Annotated in this window: 14 protein-coding genes; 6 read left to right on the top strand and 8 right to left on the bottom strand. The window is 73.4% G+C overall.

Features of this window, described 5'->3' with window-relative positions; translation table 11 throughout:
• Nucleotides 1–11 precede the first annotated feature (11 nt).
• From E1212_RS15555 to E1212_RS15540, 4 genes are all read right to left on the bottom strand, one after another.
• The gene (locus E1212_RS15555; protein WP_131984018.1) at nt 12–2,819 is read right to left on the bottom strand and encodes an FG-GAP-like repeat-containing protein; all 2,808 of its coding nucleotides are present in this window, start codon (nt 2,817–2,819) and stop codon (nt 12–14) included.
• Between the two features lie 36 nt (nt 2,820–2,855).
• The gene (locus E1212_RS15550; protein ID WP_131984016.1) at nt 2,856–4,415 is read right to left on the bottom strand and encodes a hypothetical protein; all 1,560 of its coding nucleotides are present in this window, start codon (nt 4,413–4,415) and stop codon (nt 2,856–2,858) included.
• Nucleotides 4,416–4,570: 155 nt separating this feature from the next.
• On the bottom strand, nt 4,571–7,030 hold the full coding sequence (locus E1212_RS15545) for an outer membrane protein assembly factor BamB family protein (RefSeq protein WP_131984015.1): 2,460 nt from the start codon (nt 7,028–7,030) through the stop codon (nt 4,571–4,573).
• Nucleotides 7,017–7,802, bottom strand: a complete 786-nt coding sequence (locus E1212_RS15540) for a FadR/GntR family transcriptional regulator (protein ID WP_131984013.1) — start codon at nt 7,800–7,802, stop codon at nt 7,017–7,019. Before E1212_RS15540 ends, E1212_RS15545 begins: the two co-directional genes overlap by 14 nt.
• Before the next feature lie 106 nt (nt 7,803–7,908).
• On the opposite strand from E1212_RS15540, the gene E1212_RS15535 reads away from it, so the two are divergent.
• Nucleotides 7,909–9,084 carry a mandelate racemase/muconate lactonizing enzyme family protein gene (locus E1212_RS15535; protein ID WP_131984011.1) on the top strand — a complete coding sequence of 392 codons (1,176 nt, stop codon included), beginning with the start codon at nt 7,909–7,911 and terminating at the stop codon, nt 9,082–9,084.
• Nucleotides 9,081–10,799 carry an N-acyl-D-amino-acid deacylase family protein gene (locus E1212_RS15530; protein WP_162605491.1) on the top strand — a complete coding sequence of 573 codons (1,719 nt, stop codon included), beginning with the start codon at nt 9,081–9,083 and terminating at the stop codon, nt 10,797–10,799. The genes E1212_RS15535 and E1212_RS15530 overlap by 4 nt, the downstream gene beginning before the upstream one ends.
• Before the next feature lie 5 nt (nt 10,800–10,804).
• Here the strand turns inward: E1212_RS15530 and E1212_RS15525 are convergent, their stop codons facing one another.
• Both E1212_RS15525 and E1212_RS15520 read right to left on the bottom strand, forming a co-directional pair.
• Nucleotides 10,805–11,110, bottom strand: a complete 306-nt coding sequence (locus tag E1212_RS15525; protein ID WP_131984007.1) for a YciI family protein — start codon at nt 11,108–11,110, stop codon at nt 10,805–10,807.
• A 13-nt stretch (nt 11,111–11,123) separates the two neighbouring features.
• Nucleotides 11,124–11,588 (bottom strand): hypothetical protein, encoded by a 465-nt coding sequence (locus tag E1212_RS15520; RefSeq protein WP_131984005.1) that lies wholly within the window; start codon nt 11,586–11,588, stop codon nt 11,124–11,126.
• Nucleotides 11,589–11,667: 79 nt separating this feature from the next.
• On the opposite strand from E1212_RS15520, the gene E1212_RS15515 reads away from it, so the two are divergent.
• Together E1212_RS15515 and E1212_RS15510 are read left to right on the top strand one after the other, a co-directional pair.
• On the top strand, nt 11,668–12,351 hold the full coding sequence (locus tag E1212_RS15515) for a TetR/AcrR family transcriptional regulator C-terminal domain-containing protein (protein ID WP_131984003.1): 684 nt from the start codon (nt 11,668–11,670) through the stop codon (nt 12,349–12,351).
• Between the two features lie 77 nt (nt 12,352–12,428).
• Entirely contained in the window at nt 12,429–12,755 is a 327-nt protein-coding gene (locus tag E1212_RS15510) for an STAS domain-containing protein (protein WP_162605490.1), read from the top strand.
• 134 nt (nt 12,756–12,889) lie between these two features.
• Here E1212_RS15510 and E1212_RS15505 read toward each other — a convergent pair whose 3' ends face one another.
• On the bottom strand, nt 12,890–13,579 hold the full coding sequence (locus tag E1212_RS15505; protein ID WP_131983999.1) for a PepSY domain-containing protein: 690 nt from the start codon (nt 13,577–13,579) through the stop codon (nt 12,890–12,892).
• A 159-nt stretch (nt 13,580–13,738) separates the two neighbouring features.
• On the opposite strand from E1212_RS15505, the gene E1212_RS15500 reads away from it, so the two are divergent.
• Complete coding sequence (locus E1212_RS15500; RefSeq protein WP_131983997.1) at nt 13,739–14,410, top strand: response regulator transcription factor; 672 nt, start codon at nt 13,739–13,741, stop codon at nt 14,408–14,410.
• Entirely contained in the window at nt 14,407–15,783 is a 1,377-nt protein-coding gene (locus tag E1212_RS15495) for a sensor histidine kinase (protein ID WP_131983995.1), read from the top strand. Before E1212_RS15500 ends, E1212_RS15495 begins: the two co-directional genes overlap by 4 nt.
• Here E1212_RS15495 and E1212_RS15490 read toward each other — a convergent pair.
• Nucleotides 15,758–16,963 (bottom strand): epoxide hydrolase family protein, encoded by a 1,206-nt coding sequence (locus E1212_RS15490; protein ID WP_131983993.1) that lies wholly within the window; start codon nt 16,961–16,963, stop codon nt 15,758–15,760. The genes E1212_RS15495 and E1212_RS15490 overlap by 26 nt on opposite strands.
• Nucleotides 16,964–17,021: the final 58 nt, after the last annotated feature.

Genomic DNA, 17,021 nt, shown 5'->3' with positions numbered 1-17,021 from the left:
ACGAGGTGGGGTCAGGCGATCACGTAGAGGTAGCCGTCGTCGGCGGTGACGAGCAGCTCGCTGCGGCCGTCGCCGTCGACGTCGGCCGCGACCACGTCGCCGAGCTTGTGACCGAGCTCGACCGTCCACACGATCCGCGCCCGCCCGCCGTCCGAGGTGAGGCAGACGACCCGGCCGTCGACGGTGCCGACGACGAACTCGGGGTTGCCGTCGCGGTCGGCGTCGACGGTGGTGACGGCGCTGCCGGCGGCGCCCAGGTCGTGTGTCCACAGCAGCGCGCCGGTCGCGGCGTTGCGGCACTCGAAGGTCCCGTCGTTCAGCAGGACCCCGAGCTCGACCACGCCGTCGCCGTCGACGTCGGCGATGCCGGGCTGGCGGCCGAGGTGGGCGCCGGGGACGGTGGCGACCCGCCAGAGCGTGCTGCCGGACGGCGACGACGCGAACGTGACGACGTCGAGGTAGTCGAACCCGGCCGCCAGGACGACCTCCAGGGCGCCGTCGCCGTCGACGTCGACCAGGATCGGGGTGTGGTAGAGCCCGACGTGGCCCTGGACGATCCCCGGGTCAGCGACGTCGGTCCCGTTCACGTCGTAGAGCAGGTCGGCGGCCAGGAAGAACGCGTTGTCGACGCCGTCGCCGTCGGTGTCCGCGGCGGCCGGCGGGCCGACCCACGGGCCGAACTGCCCGCCCGCGTGACCGGGTCCGTCGTTGTCGCGGCCGGCCAGCAGCGTGCCGTCGCGGCCGTCGAGGAACCGCGAGACCTCGGTGTTGTAGCCGGCCTTGTTCGCCCCGACGTAGACGTCCAGGTGTCCGTCGCCGGTGAAGTCGCCGAACGTCCACAGGTACACGCCGTTGGGGCCCACGAAGGTCGGCGCGGGCAGGTCGTCGAAGACGTGGCTCCACACCTCGTGGCCGGCGCCGTCGAGCACGCGCAGCCGCGACCGGGGCCCGGCGGCGTCGACGAACACCACCTCGGCGCGGCCGTCGCCGTCGAGGTCCGCGGCCGTCGCCGACTGCAGCCCGCCCAGGTAGACGTACTCGCCGCGGCCGGGCACCCGCCAGCGCTCCCTGAACGTCTTGCCGCGCAGATCGAGTACGCGAATCTCGTCGAACGCGCTGACGATGACGCTGCTGCGGCCGCGCCCGTCGAGGTCGGCGACGATCGGGTCGCAGACCAGCGCGCCGAGCCGGGTGCTGCCGAGCACCGTGCCGGCGGCGTCCTCCGCCTGCAGCTCGCCCGACGGCAGCTGGTAGAGCACCGTCGCCGTGCCGCTGCCGTCGAGATCGCCGGCCCGGTGCAGCACGCCGCCGTCGTCGGTCCGGGTCCAGGTCTGCGTGACGGCGCCACCGGCGAACGTGAAGCCGCGCAGCTCGCCGCCGGCGCGCACGACGAACGAGCCCAGCGGGCCGGGCCGCAGCACCTCGGAGCGGCCGGTGCGCGAGTGCGGGCTGAGCGTCGCCGGGACCGGCGAGTGCGGGTCCATGACGTACTGCGCGTCGGCGAGCGACCACGTGCGGGCCCACGCGCCGGCGTCGTCGAGCGCGTACAGCTCGAGCTCGGCGACGGCGGGCGGGGTCTGGTCGGTCGTGACGGCGACCAGCAGCTCGCTGCGGCCGTCGCCGTCGAGGTCCTGGACGCCCCACAGATAGCGGTCGACGAGGTCGGCCTTGACCGGGCCGGCGAATCCCTGCAGCGCGTCGATGACGACGACGTGCCAGCGGCCGTCGCCGGTGTGGTTGAACAGCGACACCGCGATCTCGACCCGGCCGTCGCCGTCGTGGTCGCCGACGCCGTTGACGGTGGTGCGCAGCGACTTGCCGCTCTCGGGATACTCGACGAACTCGTCCCACAGCAGCGAGAGCCCGGTGGCGTCGCTGTCGACGACCGCGGCGTGCAGCGTGACGCCGTCGCACACCTCGACCAGTTCCAGCCGTCCGTCGCCGTCGAGCTCGATGAGCTGCACCTGGCCGTAGTTGCGGCCGTCGACGTTCGGTCCGGTGATCCAGTCGGCGCGGCCGCGCCAGCCGCTGCCGGTGTCGCGCAGCGCGCCCGTGGCGCCGTCGTACGCCAGGATCTGGCCGTAGCCGGCGATGACCAGCTCGGTGCGGCCGTCGCCGTCGGCGTCGCCGATGACCAGCTCGGGCGCGTAGGCGGGCTGCACGTAGTCCGGCGACGTCCGCCACAGCTCGTAGCCGCCGGCGACGCCGCGGTCGAAGGCGAACGCGATGCCGACGGGACTCAGGTACGGCCAGACGACGATCTGCTGCCCGGCGACGCCGGCGGCGACCGGCCCGATGCTCATCCAGTCGAACGCGACGACGGCGCCGAAGTCGTGCGACCACAGCAGCTCGCCGGTCGCGGCGTCGAGCGCCGCGACCGTCGTCGTGCCGATGACGACCACCTGGCGGCCGCCGTCGCCGGCGAGGTCGTAGACGCCGGCGATGTCGGCGGGGGACAGGCCGGGTGCGGACCAGCGCGGTTCCAGCCGCGGGCCGGTCGCGACGACCGAGCCCGCAGTCAGGAACAGCAGCGACGTCGACCCGTCACTGTCCAGGTCGGCCGCCATGACCCACGGCGTCGACCCGCCCAGGTAGGCGCTGGCCACCACCTTCGGTTGCCGGCGCAGGCCGCCGGGGAGCGGCTGGTGGCCGGTGTTGCGGGCGTCGGCGCGGGGGAGTGACCACTGGCCGGGGGTGATCTGGCCGCCGCCGGTGACCGCCGTGGCGGTCGCGGACAGGCCGGGGATCGCGGGGAGGCCGGCCAGGGCGGCGGTGCCGGCGGTGCCGGCGATGAACGTTCGGCGACGTACGGGGGGCATCTCGGGTCTCCGATCGTTGCGTGGGTCGCGTGCGGGTCAGAGGGTGCGGCGCTCCACGGCTCCGGCGCTGGTGCGCACCAGGAACTCGAGCCCGCCGGAGTCGGCGACGATCGGCACGCTCGCCAGGGAGCCGTCGCTGCTCGTGGTGTTCGCCGTCGTGAACGACTTCTGCAGATGCGGGATGACGCCGGGGAAGGAGGCGATGCTGGTGAGGGTCAGCGCCGTCTCGTCCCAGTGGTAGGCGCCGGTCTGCCACTTCGGGAAGTAGTAGGCCGGGCCCAGCGGGTCGGTGCCGTAACGGGTCGGGCTGATCAGCCACTCCGGCGTGCCGTCGCCGTCGAGGTCGGCGATGTCCCACAGGAAGACGTCGTCGAGCTCGTACAGCGAGGTCGTGGAGCCGGCCTGGCTGACGTGCAGGCGCCAGCGGCCGTCGCGGAACACGTTGTAGGCCAGCCGCGAGGCGCCCGCGCGCCGGACGAACGGGTGCGCGGGGTAGGAGACGCGGTTCTGGTAGCGGTGCCCGTCGTTGTTGTCGTGGGCGTAGCTGAAGAACCGGTCCTGGACGGTGTTCGCGGCGGCGTTGTAGATCGACACGTGCCGCTCGATGCCGCCCCAGACGTCGTAGGACTGGGTGCCGGTGATCGCGTCCTGGTAGAGCGAGTAGTTGCTCGTGCCGGCCAGCAGGACGATCGAGTTCGGGCTGCCGGGGTCGACGGCGACCAGACCGTAGTTGCGCCCGGCGATGTCGGTGCGCCCGCCGGTCAGGTACGGCCGGTCGGCGACCAGCTGACTGCTGCTCAGCGCGCCGATCGCGTACTGCAGCACGCGGCCGCTGGTCCAGAAGACGGCCCGGTTCTGTCCGGATACGGAGGTCACGAGGCCGTTCGCGACGTGCGCGTACTGGATGTAGTCGGTACCGGTGGGGTAGGTGTTGGGTTGTGCGTTCGTGTACGTGGCGTCGTACGACGACGTCGACGGGTAGTAGAGCGCGCCGGCCGTGGTGAACGACCCGCTCGCGAACCCGAGGTACCACGACGTCGTCGCGTAGTAGGGCGACGTGAACAGCGTGCTGGTCTCGTCACCCCACAGCGGTGCGAGCTCCGACCACTGGTGCGTCGGGTACGGGGTCGTGCCCGGGAACGACCAGCAGATGTCGCTCAGCGGGCTCAGCGGCGTGTGCTGGGTGCCGGTGGCGCCCTGGTAGAAGTGCAGCGTCGTGGTGGTGAGGGGCGAGACGCCGCAGGTACTGCCGGCGCTGGCCGAGATCACGACGGCGACGTCCGGCCAGCCGTCGGCGTCGAAGTCGTAGCCGCCGGACAACTGCGTGCCGGTGGTGGAACGCGCCCACAGCTGGACGCCGTCCTGGTCGTAGGCGCGCAACTGCCCACCGCTGACTCGGTAGCCGACGGCCTCGACGGGGGAGTGCCCGGTGACGGGCACGATCGGCAGGTAGCTTCCGTCGGAGAGCTGGATGACGGTGCCGTCCTCGGGGTCGACGGCATGGGCCGGGACGGCGGTGAGGCCGAGCCCGGCGGCGGTGGTCGCAAGGGTGCCGACCGCGGCGATGACGTTCCGGAACAGGTGACGACGTGGCATGGCGGGCTCCTTACCACAGGACCTAGGACCTTAGTTACATGACCTAGGTCCTATCATGAGGCGATTTGCGCCGTCCATACCCGTTCCACGCCCGGGCGAGGGTGTCCCCGGCCAGCGGCCCGGCGGAACCCGACCGAGGCCGGGACCGGAATGCGTCAGAACGCGATCGCGTGGACGACGCCGTCGGCGGTCCCGGCCAGCAGGCGAGGCCCGCCGAAGTCACCGACGGCGAGGGTCTCGACGGCGACGCGGAGCTCCACGGACCATTCGAGCCGCTGCCCGCTCACCGCGTCGATGGCGACCAGCGTGCCCCGGGCGGTCCCGGCCACGAAGCTCCAGCCACCCCCGAGCGTCACCGCGACCAGCGGCGCCCGATGTGCGACCGCCCCCAGCTCGACGCTCCACACCACCCGTCCGTCGCCGACTGCGAAGGCGTCCAACCGGCCGTCGCGCGTCACACACCCGAGCACGGAACCCGCGAGCGCCGCCTCGCCGGGGTGGTACGTCCACAGGGGTGCACCCCGCCGCCAGCGAACGACACCGGCCTCGTCCACCGCGTCGACGCCGTGGATCCCGCCCACCCGCAGCCAGCCGGCGGGATCATCCACCCGCACGGGTGTCGTGTAGGCGGCCGTCCAGTCGTCCTTCGCGAGCACCTCGCCCGTCAGAGCGTCGCGGACAGTGAGCTGGCCGTGATCGTCGTACGCGACCAGCCGGCGGCCGTCGGCATCCCGCGCGACGGCGGGGAGGTTCGGGTGCGGGCCCTGGTCGGGATCGGTCCAGAGTGGCTCGCCGTCCAGGCGGTGGACGCCGATGGTCGCGGTATGCACGCCGGTCCGGGCGGCCACCAGCAGCAGCCGCGCCTCGTCGAACAGCACCGCATGAGTCGGCCGGCCGGCAGTGCGGACCGCACCCGCCACGGCACCGTCGCCGAGACGGTGACAGCTCACGCCGTCGTCCTCGAGACAGGCGACGACGGCGGCACCGGACGGCTCGCGCGCGGCCGCCACGACCCGGCCCGGCAAGGCGCGCGCAACCCCGTCCAGCTCGATCGCCCTACTGGAGCGCTCGCCGTCGAGCACCAGTACCGGCCGGTCGTGGTCGGTGACGACGAGCGCCTGCGCCCGGCGCCCGGCCGGCCGCACCACGCCACCCGGAGACAGATCGGGCCTGACCCGATGCAACGCACCGTCGCCCGTCACCAGCACGACGGCGCCGCCGGCACTCGGATGAGCCGCGACCGTGTCGCCCACGGGCAGGGTCACCGTCGCGCCGGAAGCCGGCGACCACAGGGCCGCCGCACCGTCCGGACGCCGCGTCATCAGCCCGCCGGCGAGGCCGACCACGGACCGCCGCTCGGCGTGGAACGACACGTCGGCCGGCAGCTCATCCGTGCCGCACACCACCGGGTGACCGTCGTGCGACCGCACGACTCCCCAGTCGTCCAGCCGCACCGCCAGCGTCGGCTCCCGCCCGGTCAGCGTCCGCGTGGTCGCCGGGGAGACGATCGCGAGCCGGCCGCCGTCGTGCGTGCCCCAGAAGTAGTGGCCGGGCAGCGACCGCACGCGCGCGCCGGTGACGGCGTCGTCGACGACGGTGCTCCAGGTGACGCCGTCGTGGTGGCCGGTGACCAGCCACGGGTTCGCGCCCGGCCGCTCGACGAGGGAGGTGAGTTGTGGTCGGAGTTCCTGGGCGTCGTGCGGCCAGTCCTTCTCGACGAACCGCCCCCACGCCCGCGACAGCTCGCCGCCGCCGACCCGGGTGACGGCGTAGTACTCCTCGACCTGGCAGCTCACCATGACCACGACGCGCCCGCCCGGCCCAGACGCCGTTGTGAGCAGGCCGTACGGGCGGGCGCACGGGTAGTCGCCGGGGTCGGGACGGTAGGCGACCTCGGTCACCGTCGCGCCGGTCGAGATGTCGAGCACGACCTGCAGCAGCCGGCCGTCCTCGCGGCCGAGCACCAGTCGCTCGCTGCTGACGTCGTCGTCTCCGGTGCCGTAGTCCGAGCCGGTGCGGGTCGACAGCAGCAGCTGCGGCACGCCGCCGCCGAGCACGTCGGCGACCACCATGACCGGGCCGAAGCCGGTGTCGTAGTGGCCGCCGAAGTCGCGCACCCACAGTGTGTCGACAGTGCCGTCGGGCAGCAGCTCGCGGCACGTGACGGCGGTCGCGTAGGTGGGCGCGGTGAACCAGAGCGTCCGCCCGCCCACACGGGCCAGTTTCGACGACCCCGGCCCGGACAGGTTCGTCCCGTCCGGGGCCGCGTCGCGCCAGGTTTCGGCGCCGGTCGACGATGCGATCCGCCGCACCAGCCGCTCGCCCGACAACACGAGAGCGGTCCCGTCGCGCACGTGCAGGACCCGCGTCACCGCGGACGTCCCGTCCGACCACATCAGCGCCCCGTCCCACGTCCACGCCTGCAGCGTCGCGCCGGCCAGCACCAGGACACACGGCGCCCCGTCCGGCCCGGTGAACTCCGCGACCTGGCGGACGTCGGCGCCGGTGGACCACGACGCGGCGGCGCGCGGCGGCGCGCCCGTCCCGGTCAGCGGACTGGAACCGCGGTTCGCGACGGCCCGCGGCGTCAGCCAGGAGCCGTCAGGACCCGTCATGGCGGGCGGCCGCGGACCAGTAGCCCAGCGCCCGCTGGACGATCTCGACCGCGCGCCGTTCGGCGGCGTCGCCGTCGCGGGCGGCGATGGCCTCGACCAGCGCGACGTGCTGCTGGTTGGTCTCGTCGTGCCCGATGCCCTTCGACCGCGTGATCTGCGCGCCTCGTCGTCGTTCCTCGGCCAGCGTCTCGGACAGCACCTGCAGCATGCTGTCGACCAGCCGGTTGCCGCAGGACTGCGAGATCAGCTCGTGCAGGCGCAGGTCGGCCGGGACTCGCGCCTCGAGGTCGTCGCCGGTCTCGAGCACCCGGTTCAGGGCGCGCTTCATCTCGGCGATGTCGTCGTCGGAGGCGCGCTCGGCGGCCAGCCGGGCGGCGTGCCCCTCGAGCAGGGCGCGGAAGTCCATCAGCTCGTCGATGGCCGCGGGGTCGGTGTCGACGAGGAAGCGGATGTAGTTGCCCATGGCGGCCGGGCGGAGGCTGCCGACGACGGCGCGCTTGCCCTGCCGGGTCGAGATGATGCCCTCGTTGTTGAGGGTGCGCAGCGCGTCGCGGACCACGCGCTGGCTGACGTCGAAGCGCTCGCCGTACTCGGACTCCGACGGCAGCTCGTCACCGGGCTGCAGGCCGCCCTTGGAGATGTCGGCGCGGATGCGCTCGGCCACCTGGACCCCGAGGGGGACGCGGCGGCCGTGGTCGGACAGCCGACGGGTGAGGCGGTCGTCGCGCGCGGCGGGCGCGGGCCCGTCCACCTCTGTGCCGGATCGCGCCACTGTCGCGTCACATCCTCTCCACCACTACGGGGCAGGTCAGCCACGAGCATAGTGCAGTACTTGCTAAGTAAACACCTAAGTCCTAGGTTCTAGGAAGGAGGTGCCCATGAGGATCGATCGAATTCGCTCGTGGCCGGTGGACTTCGGCTTCTACAACGCCGTGTACGTCAGGGTCGAGACCGACGACGGCGCGGTCGGGGAGGCCGAGGTCGCCATGCGGCGGCGGACGCGGTCGATCGTGGCGCTGCTCGAGGAGCTCGGCGACGAGCTGCGCGGTCAGGACCCGACTCGGATCGAGCAGCTCAGCGAGCGGATGTACCGCGACGCGTTCCTCGGGGGGACGCTGCTGACCATCGGCATCAGCGCCATCGACATGGCGCTGTGGGACCTCAACGCGCGGGTGCTGGGCGTGCCCGTGCACCGACTGCTCGGCGGCGCGTTCCGCGACGAGGTGCTGGTCTACACCCACGCCAGGGCCGGCGAGTCGCCGGACGCGCTGGCGGCGACGGTGCGCGCCCGGGTCGACGCGGGGTTCCGGGCCGTCAAGACGACGCTGCCCGGGTTCTACGAGAAGGTGACCAGCGTCCACCACGAGCACGGCCAACTGGTCCCGGCCCGCCAGACCGAGACCGAGCTGCTGCCGCCATGGATCTTCGGCTACATCGCCGAGTTCTTCGAGGCCGCCCGCGAGGCCGCCGGCCCCGACGTCCACCTCATGGTCGACTGCCACGGCCGGCTGAACGTCGCGAACTCGATCCGGCTGGCCGAGGCGCTGGCACCGTACGACCTCACGTTCATCGAGGAGCCGGTGCCCTACGAGCGCCCGGACTGGCTGCGCGAGGTGTCGAGCCGGGTCAGCACGCCCATCGCGGCGGGGGAGCGCTGGGGCAACCACCTCTCCAGCGCGCCCTTCATCGAACAGCACTCGGTCGCCGTCGCCCAGCCCGACGTCGGCATCTGCGGCGGGCTGACGGCGGCGAAGAAGATCGCCACGCTCGCCGAGACGCACGGCGTCTCCGTCGCCTTCCACAACCCGTTCGGGCCACTGCAGAGCGCGGCGACCTGGCAGCTGTCGGCCACCCTGCCGAACTTCCTCATGAGCGAGTCGATGATCACGCCCGAGCAGGCGCCGTACTGGGAGCGCTACGTCGAGAACCCGCCGCGGGTCGACGGCGGCGTCTGGCGGGTGGACCCGTCACCGGGCCTCGGCCCGCGGCTGCGGCTGGACGAGCTGGACCGCTCCGAGCCCCGCTTCGTCCTGGACCTGGGCGGCACCCGGTGAGCGCCCCCTTCGACGTGCTCATCGAGCACGGCACCGTCGTCGACGGCACCGGCAACCCGGCCTTCACGGCCGCCGTCGGCTTCCGGGACGGCAGGGTGACGCTGCTGCGCGGCTCGACGGAGCACGTGCCGGCCCGCGAGCGCGTCGACGCCACCGGCCGCCTCGTCGCGCCCGGCCTCATCGACCTGCACAGCCACTCCGACCTCGTGCTCCTCGGCGACCCCGACCTGGAGATGAAGATCCGCCAAGGCGTCACCACCGAGGTCATCGGCGTCGACGGCCTCTCCTACGCGCCGTACGACCGGCCGGCCGACCTGAGCGCGTTCGCGGAGCAGAACGCCGGCATCGCCGGGCTCCCCGCCGAGCCGCTGGGCTGGCGCTCCATCGCCGACCAGCTCGCCACCTACGACCGCGCCGTCGCCGTCAACGTCGCGACGATGGTCGGCAACACGGCGCTGCGGGTCAACGCGCTGGGCTGGGAGCCGGGCGTCGCCGACGGCGCCGCACTCGACCGCATGCGGGCCCAGGTCCGCGAGGCGATGTACGACGGCGCCTTCGGGCTGTCGACCGGCCTGGACTACCCGCCCGGCGCGCACGCCACGACCGACGAGCTGGTCGCGCTGGCGGCCGAGGCGGCCGAGCTGGGCGGGATGTACCACACCCACGTCCGCTACGGCCTGGGCGACACCTACCTCGACCCGTTCCGCGAGGCGGTCGACATCGCCCGCCGGTCGGGCGCTCCGCTGCAGGTCACGCACTTCTCTCGGTCCGCCCGCGCGTCGTACGCCGGCGGGGCGCAGCGCATGCTCGACCTGCTGCAGGACGAGCGCGACGCCGGCCTCGACGTCACCTTCGACACCTACACCTACGAGTGGGGCGGCACCCGGCTGAGCCGGCTGCTGCCGCTCTGGGCGCAGGAGGGCGGCCCCGACAGGCTCCGCGAACGGCTCGCCGACGGCGGGACCCGTGACCGCATCGCCGCCGAGATCGAAGCCAGCGGTGCGGCCCGGCAGTACGTCGCCAGCGCTCCGTTCTCCGACCTACGGCTGGGCTACCTGACCAGCCCCGAGTGGGACCGCTTCGAGGGCTGGTACCTGAGCGAGGTCGTCAGCACGCTGGGCAGCTCGCTCGGCGCTGCCGTCTGCGGCCTCGTGGCGGCCAACCCGGGCGCCACGTTCACGCGGCCCAGCCCGCACGCGATGACGCTGTGGAAGTTCGTCTGCCACCCGCTCGGCATGATCGCCAGCGACTCCGTCTTCATCGGCCTGGCCCCGAGCCCGCGCGCCTACGGCTGCTTCACCCGGGTCCTGGCCGACTTCGTTCGCGAGGAGCGGCTGCTCAGCCTGCCCGAGGCGATCCGCAAGATGTCGTCGTTCCCCGCCCAGCGCCTCGGCCTGCCCGATCGCGGAGTCCTGCGCGACGGCGCGGTGGCCGACGTCATCGTCTTCTCGCTCGAGCGCAGCCTCGCCCCGGCCACCTTCGAGCGCCCTCGTCAGTTCGCCGAGGGTGTCGACGACGTCTTCGTGTCGGGGACGGCGGTGCTGCGCGACGGCGCCCTCACCGGCGCGCGGCCCGGCCGCGCCCTGTACGGCCCGGCGAAGGACCGCGGACCGGCGGCGGCGGTCGTGACGGCGACGGCGTCAGCTGCGGCCACGGCAGGGGCGACGGCGTCGGCCGGGGCTCGCGCGCGGGTGGAGCCCGCAGCCGAGGGCTGAGGCCGTCAGGCCGACGACGTGCGGCGGTGGTCGACCCGCAGGATCCACTCCTGCACCGAGGTGGTGCGCAGGTGGCTGTCGTTCCACGGGTCGGCGCCGACGATCGCGCGGACGGCGTCCTCGGACTCGGCCTCGACGACCTGCAGGATGAGCCGGCCGCCGGCCAGCGGCCCCGCGAGCAGCATGACGCCCCGCTCGGCGAGCCCGGTCACGAAGTCGAGGTGCGCCGCCCAGTCCGTCTGCTCCTCCAATGGCGTGCCGGGGTCCCACTGCGGGCCGGTCAGCGCCTGCGTGACCAGATAGGTCGGCATCCTTGGTCTCCTTTCAGCGGCGGTCGCCCGCCTCGCGGAACACGGCTACGACAGCCGCGACGCCGGGCACGGCGAGCAGGAGCAGCGTGGTGGTGCCCAGCCAGAGCGGCACGTACCGGTCGTAGGGCTCGCCGCCCATCGCGGCGACGGAGAGCAGCGTCACCATGCCGAGCGCGAAGAGCGTCGTCACTGTAGCGCGCAGGCCCGTGTTCCGCCGGGTCGCCCAGAGCGCGCCGGCCCAGCCTGGCAGGCCGAGGACGCCGACCACGGCCAGGGTGATCGCGATCGCGTTGCGGTCGACGGCGACGTCGTCGGGCCCCCACTCGGGGTAGGCGGCCTCGACGTGCCGCTCGATCGTGCCGAAGATCCAGAGGTCGAGGAGCGGCAGCAGGAGGCAGACCACCTGGAGGACCACGCCCGCCTGCAGGGCGCGCGTGGTGCGCGGCCGGGTCGTGCGAGTTCCGGTTTGCACTGTCACGGCGGGCTCCCATCTCTTACGGTGTATGTCATGCCGTCGATGATAGTCTTACGTCGTAAGTGATGCAAGGAGGTCTCGCGTGGGCAAGGCGCGGGTGCAGGGCAGGCATGCGGGGCTCACCCGCGGCCATGTGCTCGAGGCGGCGGTCCGGCTGGCCGACCGCGACGGCGTCGCGTCGCTGTCGATGCGCAAGCTGGCCGCCGAGCTGGGCGTCGAGGCGATGACGCTCTATCACCACGTCCGGAACAAGCAGGGGCTCGAGGACGCCATCGTCGAGCACGTCCTCGCCGAGTCGCTGCGGCCGCCGCGCGCGGGCGCGTCCTGGCAGGAGGTCGTCGCCGCCCATGCCGACGAGCTGCACCGCGGCCTGAACCGGCACCCCGGCGCCGTCATCCTCTTCGCGACCCGGCCGGCCGTCACCCCGGCGACCCTGGTCGTCCTCGAGAGCCTGCTCCGCGTCCTGCGCGACGCCGGATTCGCGCCCCGGACGGCGTTGCACCTGATCTACGCCGTGGCCTCGGCCGTCGTCGGCCAGCACCTCGCCGCCGACGGCGCCGCGGCGACGCCGCCCGACGCCGTCCTCATCGCCGCCGACGGGCTCCCGGTCGTCGCCGCGGCGCTCGCCGACGGACCGGTGACCGTCGAGAGCCGCATCGAGGTCACGGTGACGGCGCTGATCGCGGGCTTCGAGACCATCCTGGCCCGCGACGAGAACCGACCCCGCGGCATGGATCCGCCGGCGCGGGGAACAGGTCTGGAGTGACAGTCTCCCCACCTGTCGACCCGTCCCAGGCCGGGCCGTCCGCCGGATCCGTCTCCACGCAGCGGCTCGGCGGCTGCGTGATCGTGCGCCTCAGCGGCACCTTCGAGGCCGCCGACCTGGCGGCGTTCGCGCCCGCCCTTGCCGGCCTGGTGGCCGCCGACCATGTCGTCGTCGAGCTGTCGCGGGCGCGGCTCCCGGCGCCGGCGGTGCTGCGCGCGCTGACCGCCGCCCACGCCGAGGCCGAACGGCACGGGACGAGCGTCCACGTCACCGGCGCCGGCCGCGCGCTGCGGCGGCTCCTGCGCAGGCAGGCCGAGGACCGGCCGGCCTACCACGAGCACCTCGCCGACGCCGTCGAGGCGGCACTCACCGCCCGCGACGCGCGAGCGGGGCGCCGCTCCTGACCGGCAGGGGCCGGACCAGGCGCGCCGCAGCGCGGCTGCCGTGACGAAGAGCGCGAGCTGCGCCGGAACACCGGCCTCACCGCCCGCGATCGGGTGACCGTCGCCGGGAACGGGAGGGCGGTCCGCCGGCGTGGTCAGCCGCCGGGGTGCATGTCGACGACGGCGCCGGTGGCGTCGAGGAAGACGTCGAACTCGGCGCCGTCGCGGCTGACGACGTCGACCTCCCAGCCGCCCCAGCCGTCCTCGGTGTTCCACTCGACCTCGACGACGCGGGCGCCCTCACCCACGGCGAGGGCGGCCGTGGTGGAGATCGTCACGTGGTCGACCAGCGACTGGATGTCGGTCTGCCAGGGCGTGTCCCCGGTGGCGTCGCGGTAGGTGACGCCGTTGACGGTGAACACGTCGGCGTCGTCGCGCTCGTCGTCGGGCTCGTAGCGGACCCCGAGCGTCACCTCGGTGCCGTCGAGGTCGTGCAGCTCGGTCAGGACCGGCTCGGTCCGGCCGTCGCGGTCGAAGTCGTCGACGGCGGGGCCGGAGAACAGCCAGGCCTCAGGCCCGAAGTCGACCTCGACGCCGGCGACGTACCAGTCGTCCGCCTCGTCGCCGGGACGCAGCTCGCCCACCAGCTGCTCCAGGCCCTGGACCGCCTGCGACCCCGGCACCTCGGCCGGCGGCGTGGCCGTCGTCCCGCTGACGGACACGCCCACCCGGATGGGCTCGAACGTCCGGTCGGGGTCGTCCATGAGAAGCCCGCCCACCATGCCGGCACCGCCGAGTCCGGCGGCGCCGAGCCCGGTGGCGACGAGCAGCGATCGAACGCGCATTGTGGTCCCATGCTGGAAACTGGTTGGCGTATCGACCATCCACCGGCACCATGATGCGGACATGAGGACGACCTGAGAGCCGTCTTCAGGTTGTCCTCATCGAGCCTTCAGCCAGGGTCGCGACGCTGGACGCCACTGCGGACGAAAGATGAGGCGAGGTTGGCCATTCTGCTGGTCGAGGACGCGGCGGGCATCGTCGCGTTCGTCCGCCGCGGCCTCGAGAGCGCCGGCTACCAGGTCATCGTCGCCGACGACGGCATCGACGGCCTGGTCATGGCGCTGTCCTCCGAGGTCGAGATCGTCGTACTCGACCTCGGGCTGCCGGGGATCCCGGGCGAGGAGGTGCTGCGCCGCCTGCGCCTGCGCCGCCCGTCGGTGCCGGTCATCGTGCTCACCGCTCGCGACTCCGTGAGCGACCGCGTGGCCAACCTCGACGCCGGTGCCGACGACTACATGGTCAAGCCGTTCAGCATGAGCGAGCTGCTGGCCCGCATCCGGGCCCGCCTGCGCTCTGGCGACCAGGGGCGCGGCGACGTGCTGGCGGTCGGGCCGCTGATGCTGCACCTCGGCGCGCACACCGCGTCGGTCGACGGCCGCACGATCACGCTGACCGCCCGCGAGTTCGCCCTCCTCGAGGTGCTCATCCGCCACCCGGGACAGGTGTTCTCGCAGACGCAACTGCTGGACCGGGTGTGGGGCTACGACTTCGAGGGCGCGTCGAACGTCGTCGAGGTCTACATCAGCCAGCTGCGCCGCAAGCTCGGCGGCGACCTCATCCAGACGATCCGCGGCGCCGGCTACCGGCTCGGGACGGGAACCGAGCTCGAGTGAGCCTCACCGGCCGTGTCGTCGTCCGGTCGCTGGCGGTGATGGCGCTGGTGATCGGCGGGGTGGCGGCGCTGACCTATGAGATGGTGCGGGTGTCCGGCCGCACCGACATCGACGCCCTGCTGCAGGACGAGGCGACGCAACTCGGCTCGGCGCTGGACGACCAGCTCTCCTCCGCGGCCGGGCCCGGCGGCACTGTGTCCGGGCCGGAGGCCGAAAGGGCCGCCCGGCAGGCGCTGGCACTGCGTCCCAGCGGCGCCCGCCACGTGTCGCTGGTGACGGTGAACGGCGCTCGGTTGCAGAGCACCGGCGGGCCGTCCCGGGTGGCCACCCTCATGTACGGCCGCGATGCGCCGCCCACCGAGCCGGGGACCATCCGCTCGCTCGACACGGCGGCCGGCCCGCTGCGGGTCCTCGACGCGACCGTCCTCGACGAGGCCGGAACCGGCGCCGCCACCGTCACCGTCGCCGCACCACTCGCGCCCGCCACCGACACCGCCGCCACGGTGTTGCGCGGGGCGGCGGTGGCGGGAGCCGTCGCCCTCACCGGCGGTGGACTGGTCCTCTGGCTGGTCGTGCGCCGCACGCTGCGCCCGGTCCGCGACGTCTCCGCGGCGGCGAAGGCCATCTCGCCCGCCGACCTCACCAGCCGCGTCCCGGTGCCGGCCACCGAGGACGAGATCGCCGAGCTGGCCACCGAGCTGAACCAGATGCTCGCCCGGATCGAGCAGGGCGACATCAGCCGGCGTCGCTACCTGGCCGCGATCTCGCACGAGGTACGCACGCCGCTGGCGGTGGCCGAGGGCCACCTCGAGCTGCTCGGCACCGCCGACGCGGCGATCGTGCGGCACGAGCTCGACCGGCTGCGCCGCGTGCTCGAGGACCTCACCGCCATCGTCCGCGGCCGCGACGAGATCGACGTGCGGCGCGAGCTGGTGTTCCTGCCCGACCTGTTCAGCGCCGTGCAGGCCCGCTCGGACGCCCTGCCGCACGCCGCCGCCGTCACCGTCGAGCCGCCGCCGCCCGACGTGCTCCTCGGCGACCAGATCCGGCTCGAGCAGTGCCTCGCCAACCTCATCGCGAACGCCGTCGAGCACAACCCGCCCGGCACCCGCGCGCGAGTCAGCGCCCGCGGCGGCGACGACGACACGATCGTCCTCACCGTGGCCGACGACGGTCCCGGCATCGACCCGGAGGTGCTCGCGGACCTGTTCGAGCCGTTCGCCACCACCCGCGCCACCGGGTCCAGCCGCACGTCAGGCCTGGGGCTGGCGGTCGTGCGTGCCCTCGTCGACGCCCAGCACGGTCAGGTCCGCATCGACAGCGGCCCCACGGGGACGACGGCGACGATCACCCTGCCGCGCGCGACGCCCTGAACGCCGCCCGCACCTCGTCGACGAAGACCTCCGGCTCCTCCCAGGCGGCGAAGTGGCCGCCCCGGTCGGCCTCGTGGAAGTACGCGATGCCCGGGTAGGCGGTCTCGGCCCAGCTGCGCGGCGCGTTCCACAACTCGCCCGGGAACGCCGTGAATCCCACCGGCACCTGGACCGGCGGCGGCGCCTGGCCGGCCGTGGCCGCCAGGAACCGGCCGAACTCCCAGTACCACCGGGCCGCCGAGGCGCCGGTGGCGGTCAGCCAGTACAGCGTGATGTTGTCGAGGACGGTGTCGCGGGTGAGGTGGCCGGCCGGCTCCTTGTCCACGAAGGCGCGGGAGATCTTGTAGTAGCTGTCGGTGTCGTGGTCGAGCATCCAGGCCGCCAGGCCGATGGGGCTGTCCAGCAGCGAGTACCCGATCGTCTGCGGCCGGGTGGTCTGCTCCAGGAAGTAGCCGAACCCGTCCGTGGTGAAGGTGGCCAGGGCGGCGTGCGCGGCGCGCTCCGGCTCGGTCTCCGCCGGCAGCACGTCCTTGAGTGCGATGGCCAGGGCGAGCAGGTTGATGTGGATCCCGAGTAGTCCCGCGGGCGCCTGGCGACCCATCGCGTCGGTGACGGCGGCGCCCACGTCGCCGCCCTGGGCGACGTAGCGGCTGTAGCCGAGCCGCTCCATCAGGGTCGCCCACGCGGCGGCGATCCGGCCGTTCTCCCAGCCGCGGTCGGTGGGCTCGCCCGAGAAGCCGTAGCCGGGCAGCGACGGCAGCACGAGGTGGAAGGCGTCCTCGGCCCGGCCTCCGTGCGCGGTCGGGTCGGTCAGCGGTCCGACGGTCTCCAGCAGCTCGACGACCGAGCCGGGCCAGCCGTGAGTCATGATCAGTGGCATCGCGTCCTCGTGCGGCGACCGCACGTGGACGAAGTGGATGTCGACGCCGTCGATCTCGGTCGTGAACTGCGGCAGCGCGTTCAGCCGCTGCTCGAGCCGGCCGAGGTCGTACTCGTTCGCCCAATAGCGGGCCAGCTCCTGCAGGGTCGAGAGCTGCACGCCCTGCGACCGGTCGGCGACGAGCTCGCCGGTGGGCCAGCGCGTCGCCGCGATGCGCCGGCGCAGGTCGTCGATCTGCTCCTCGGGGATCTCGATCCGGAACGGCCGGATGTCGGACGGGTTGTCGGCGATGGTGCTCATGACGCCTCCTGAGCGCAGGTCACGGGAATCGGGACACCCACACCCTGCTCGTCCGCCC

This window comes from Jiangella ureilytica (assembly GCF_004348545.1).
GTDB lineage: Bacteria > Actinomycetota > Actinomycetes > Jiangellales > Jiangellaceae > Jiangella > Jiangella ureilytica.
The sequence above is the reverse complement of the archived record's forward strand: the minus strand, read 5'-3'. Positions and strand labels throughout refer to the sequence as shown.

What these genes read in the sequence shown, in the direction of transcription:
- E1212_RS15505 (WP_131983999.1), bottom strand. Translation starts at nt 13,579, where the DNA reads ATGCGCGTTCGATCGCTGCTCGTCGCCACCGGGCTCGGCGCCGCCGGA.
- E1212_RS15545 (WP_131984015.1), bottom strand. Translation starts at nt 7,030, where the DNA reads ATGACGGGTCCTGACGGCTCCTGGCTGACGCCGCGGGCCGTCGCGAAC.
- E1212_RS15525 (WP_131984007.1), bottom strand. Translation starts at nt 11,110, where the DNA reads ATGCCGACCTATCTGGTCACGCAGGCGCTGACCGGCCCGCAGTGGGAC.
- E1212_RS15535 (WP_131984011.1), top strand. Translation starts at nt 7,909, where the DNA reads ATGAGGATCGATCGAATTCGCTCGTGGCCGGTGGACTTCGGCTTCTAC.
- E1212_RS15555 (WP_131984018.1), bottom strand. Translation starts at nt 2,819, where the DNA reads ATGCCCCCCGTACGTCGCCGAACGTTCATCGCCGGCACCGCCGGCACC.
- E1212_RS15550 (WP_131984016.1), bottom strand. Translation starts at nt 4,415, where the DNA reads ATGCCACGTCGTCACCTGTTCCGGAACGTCATCGCCGCGGTCGGCACC.
- E1212_RS15490 (WP_131983993.1), bottom strand. Translation starts at nt 16,963, where the DNA reads ATGAGCACCATCGCCGACAACCCGTCCGACATCCGGCCGTTCCGGATC.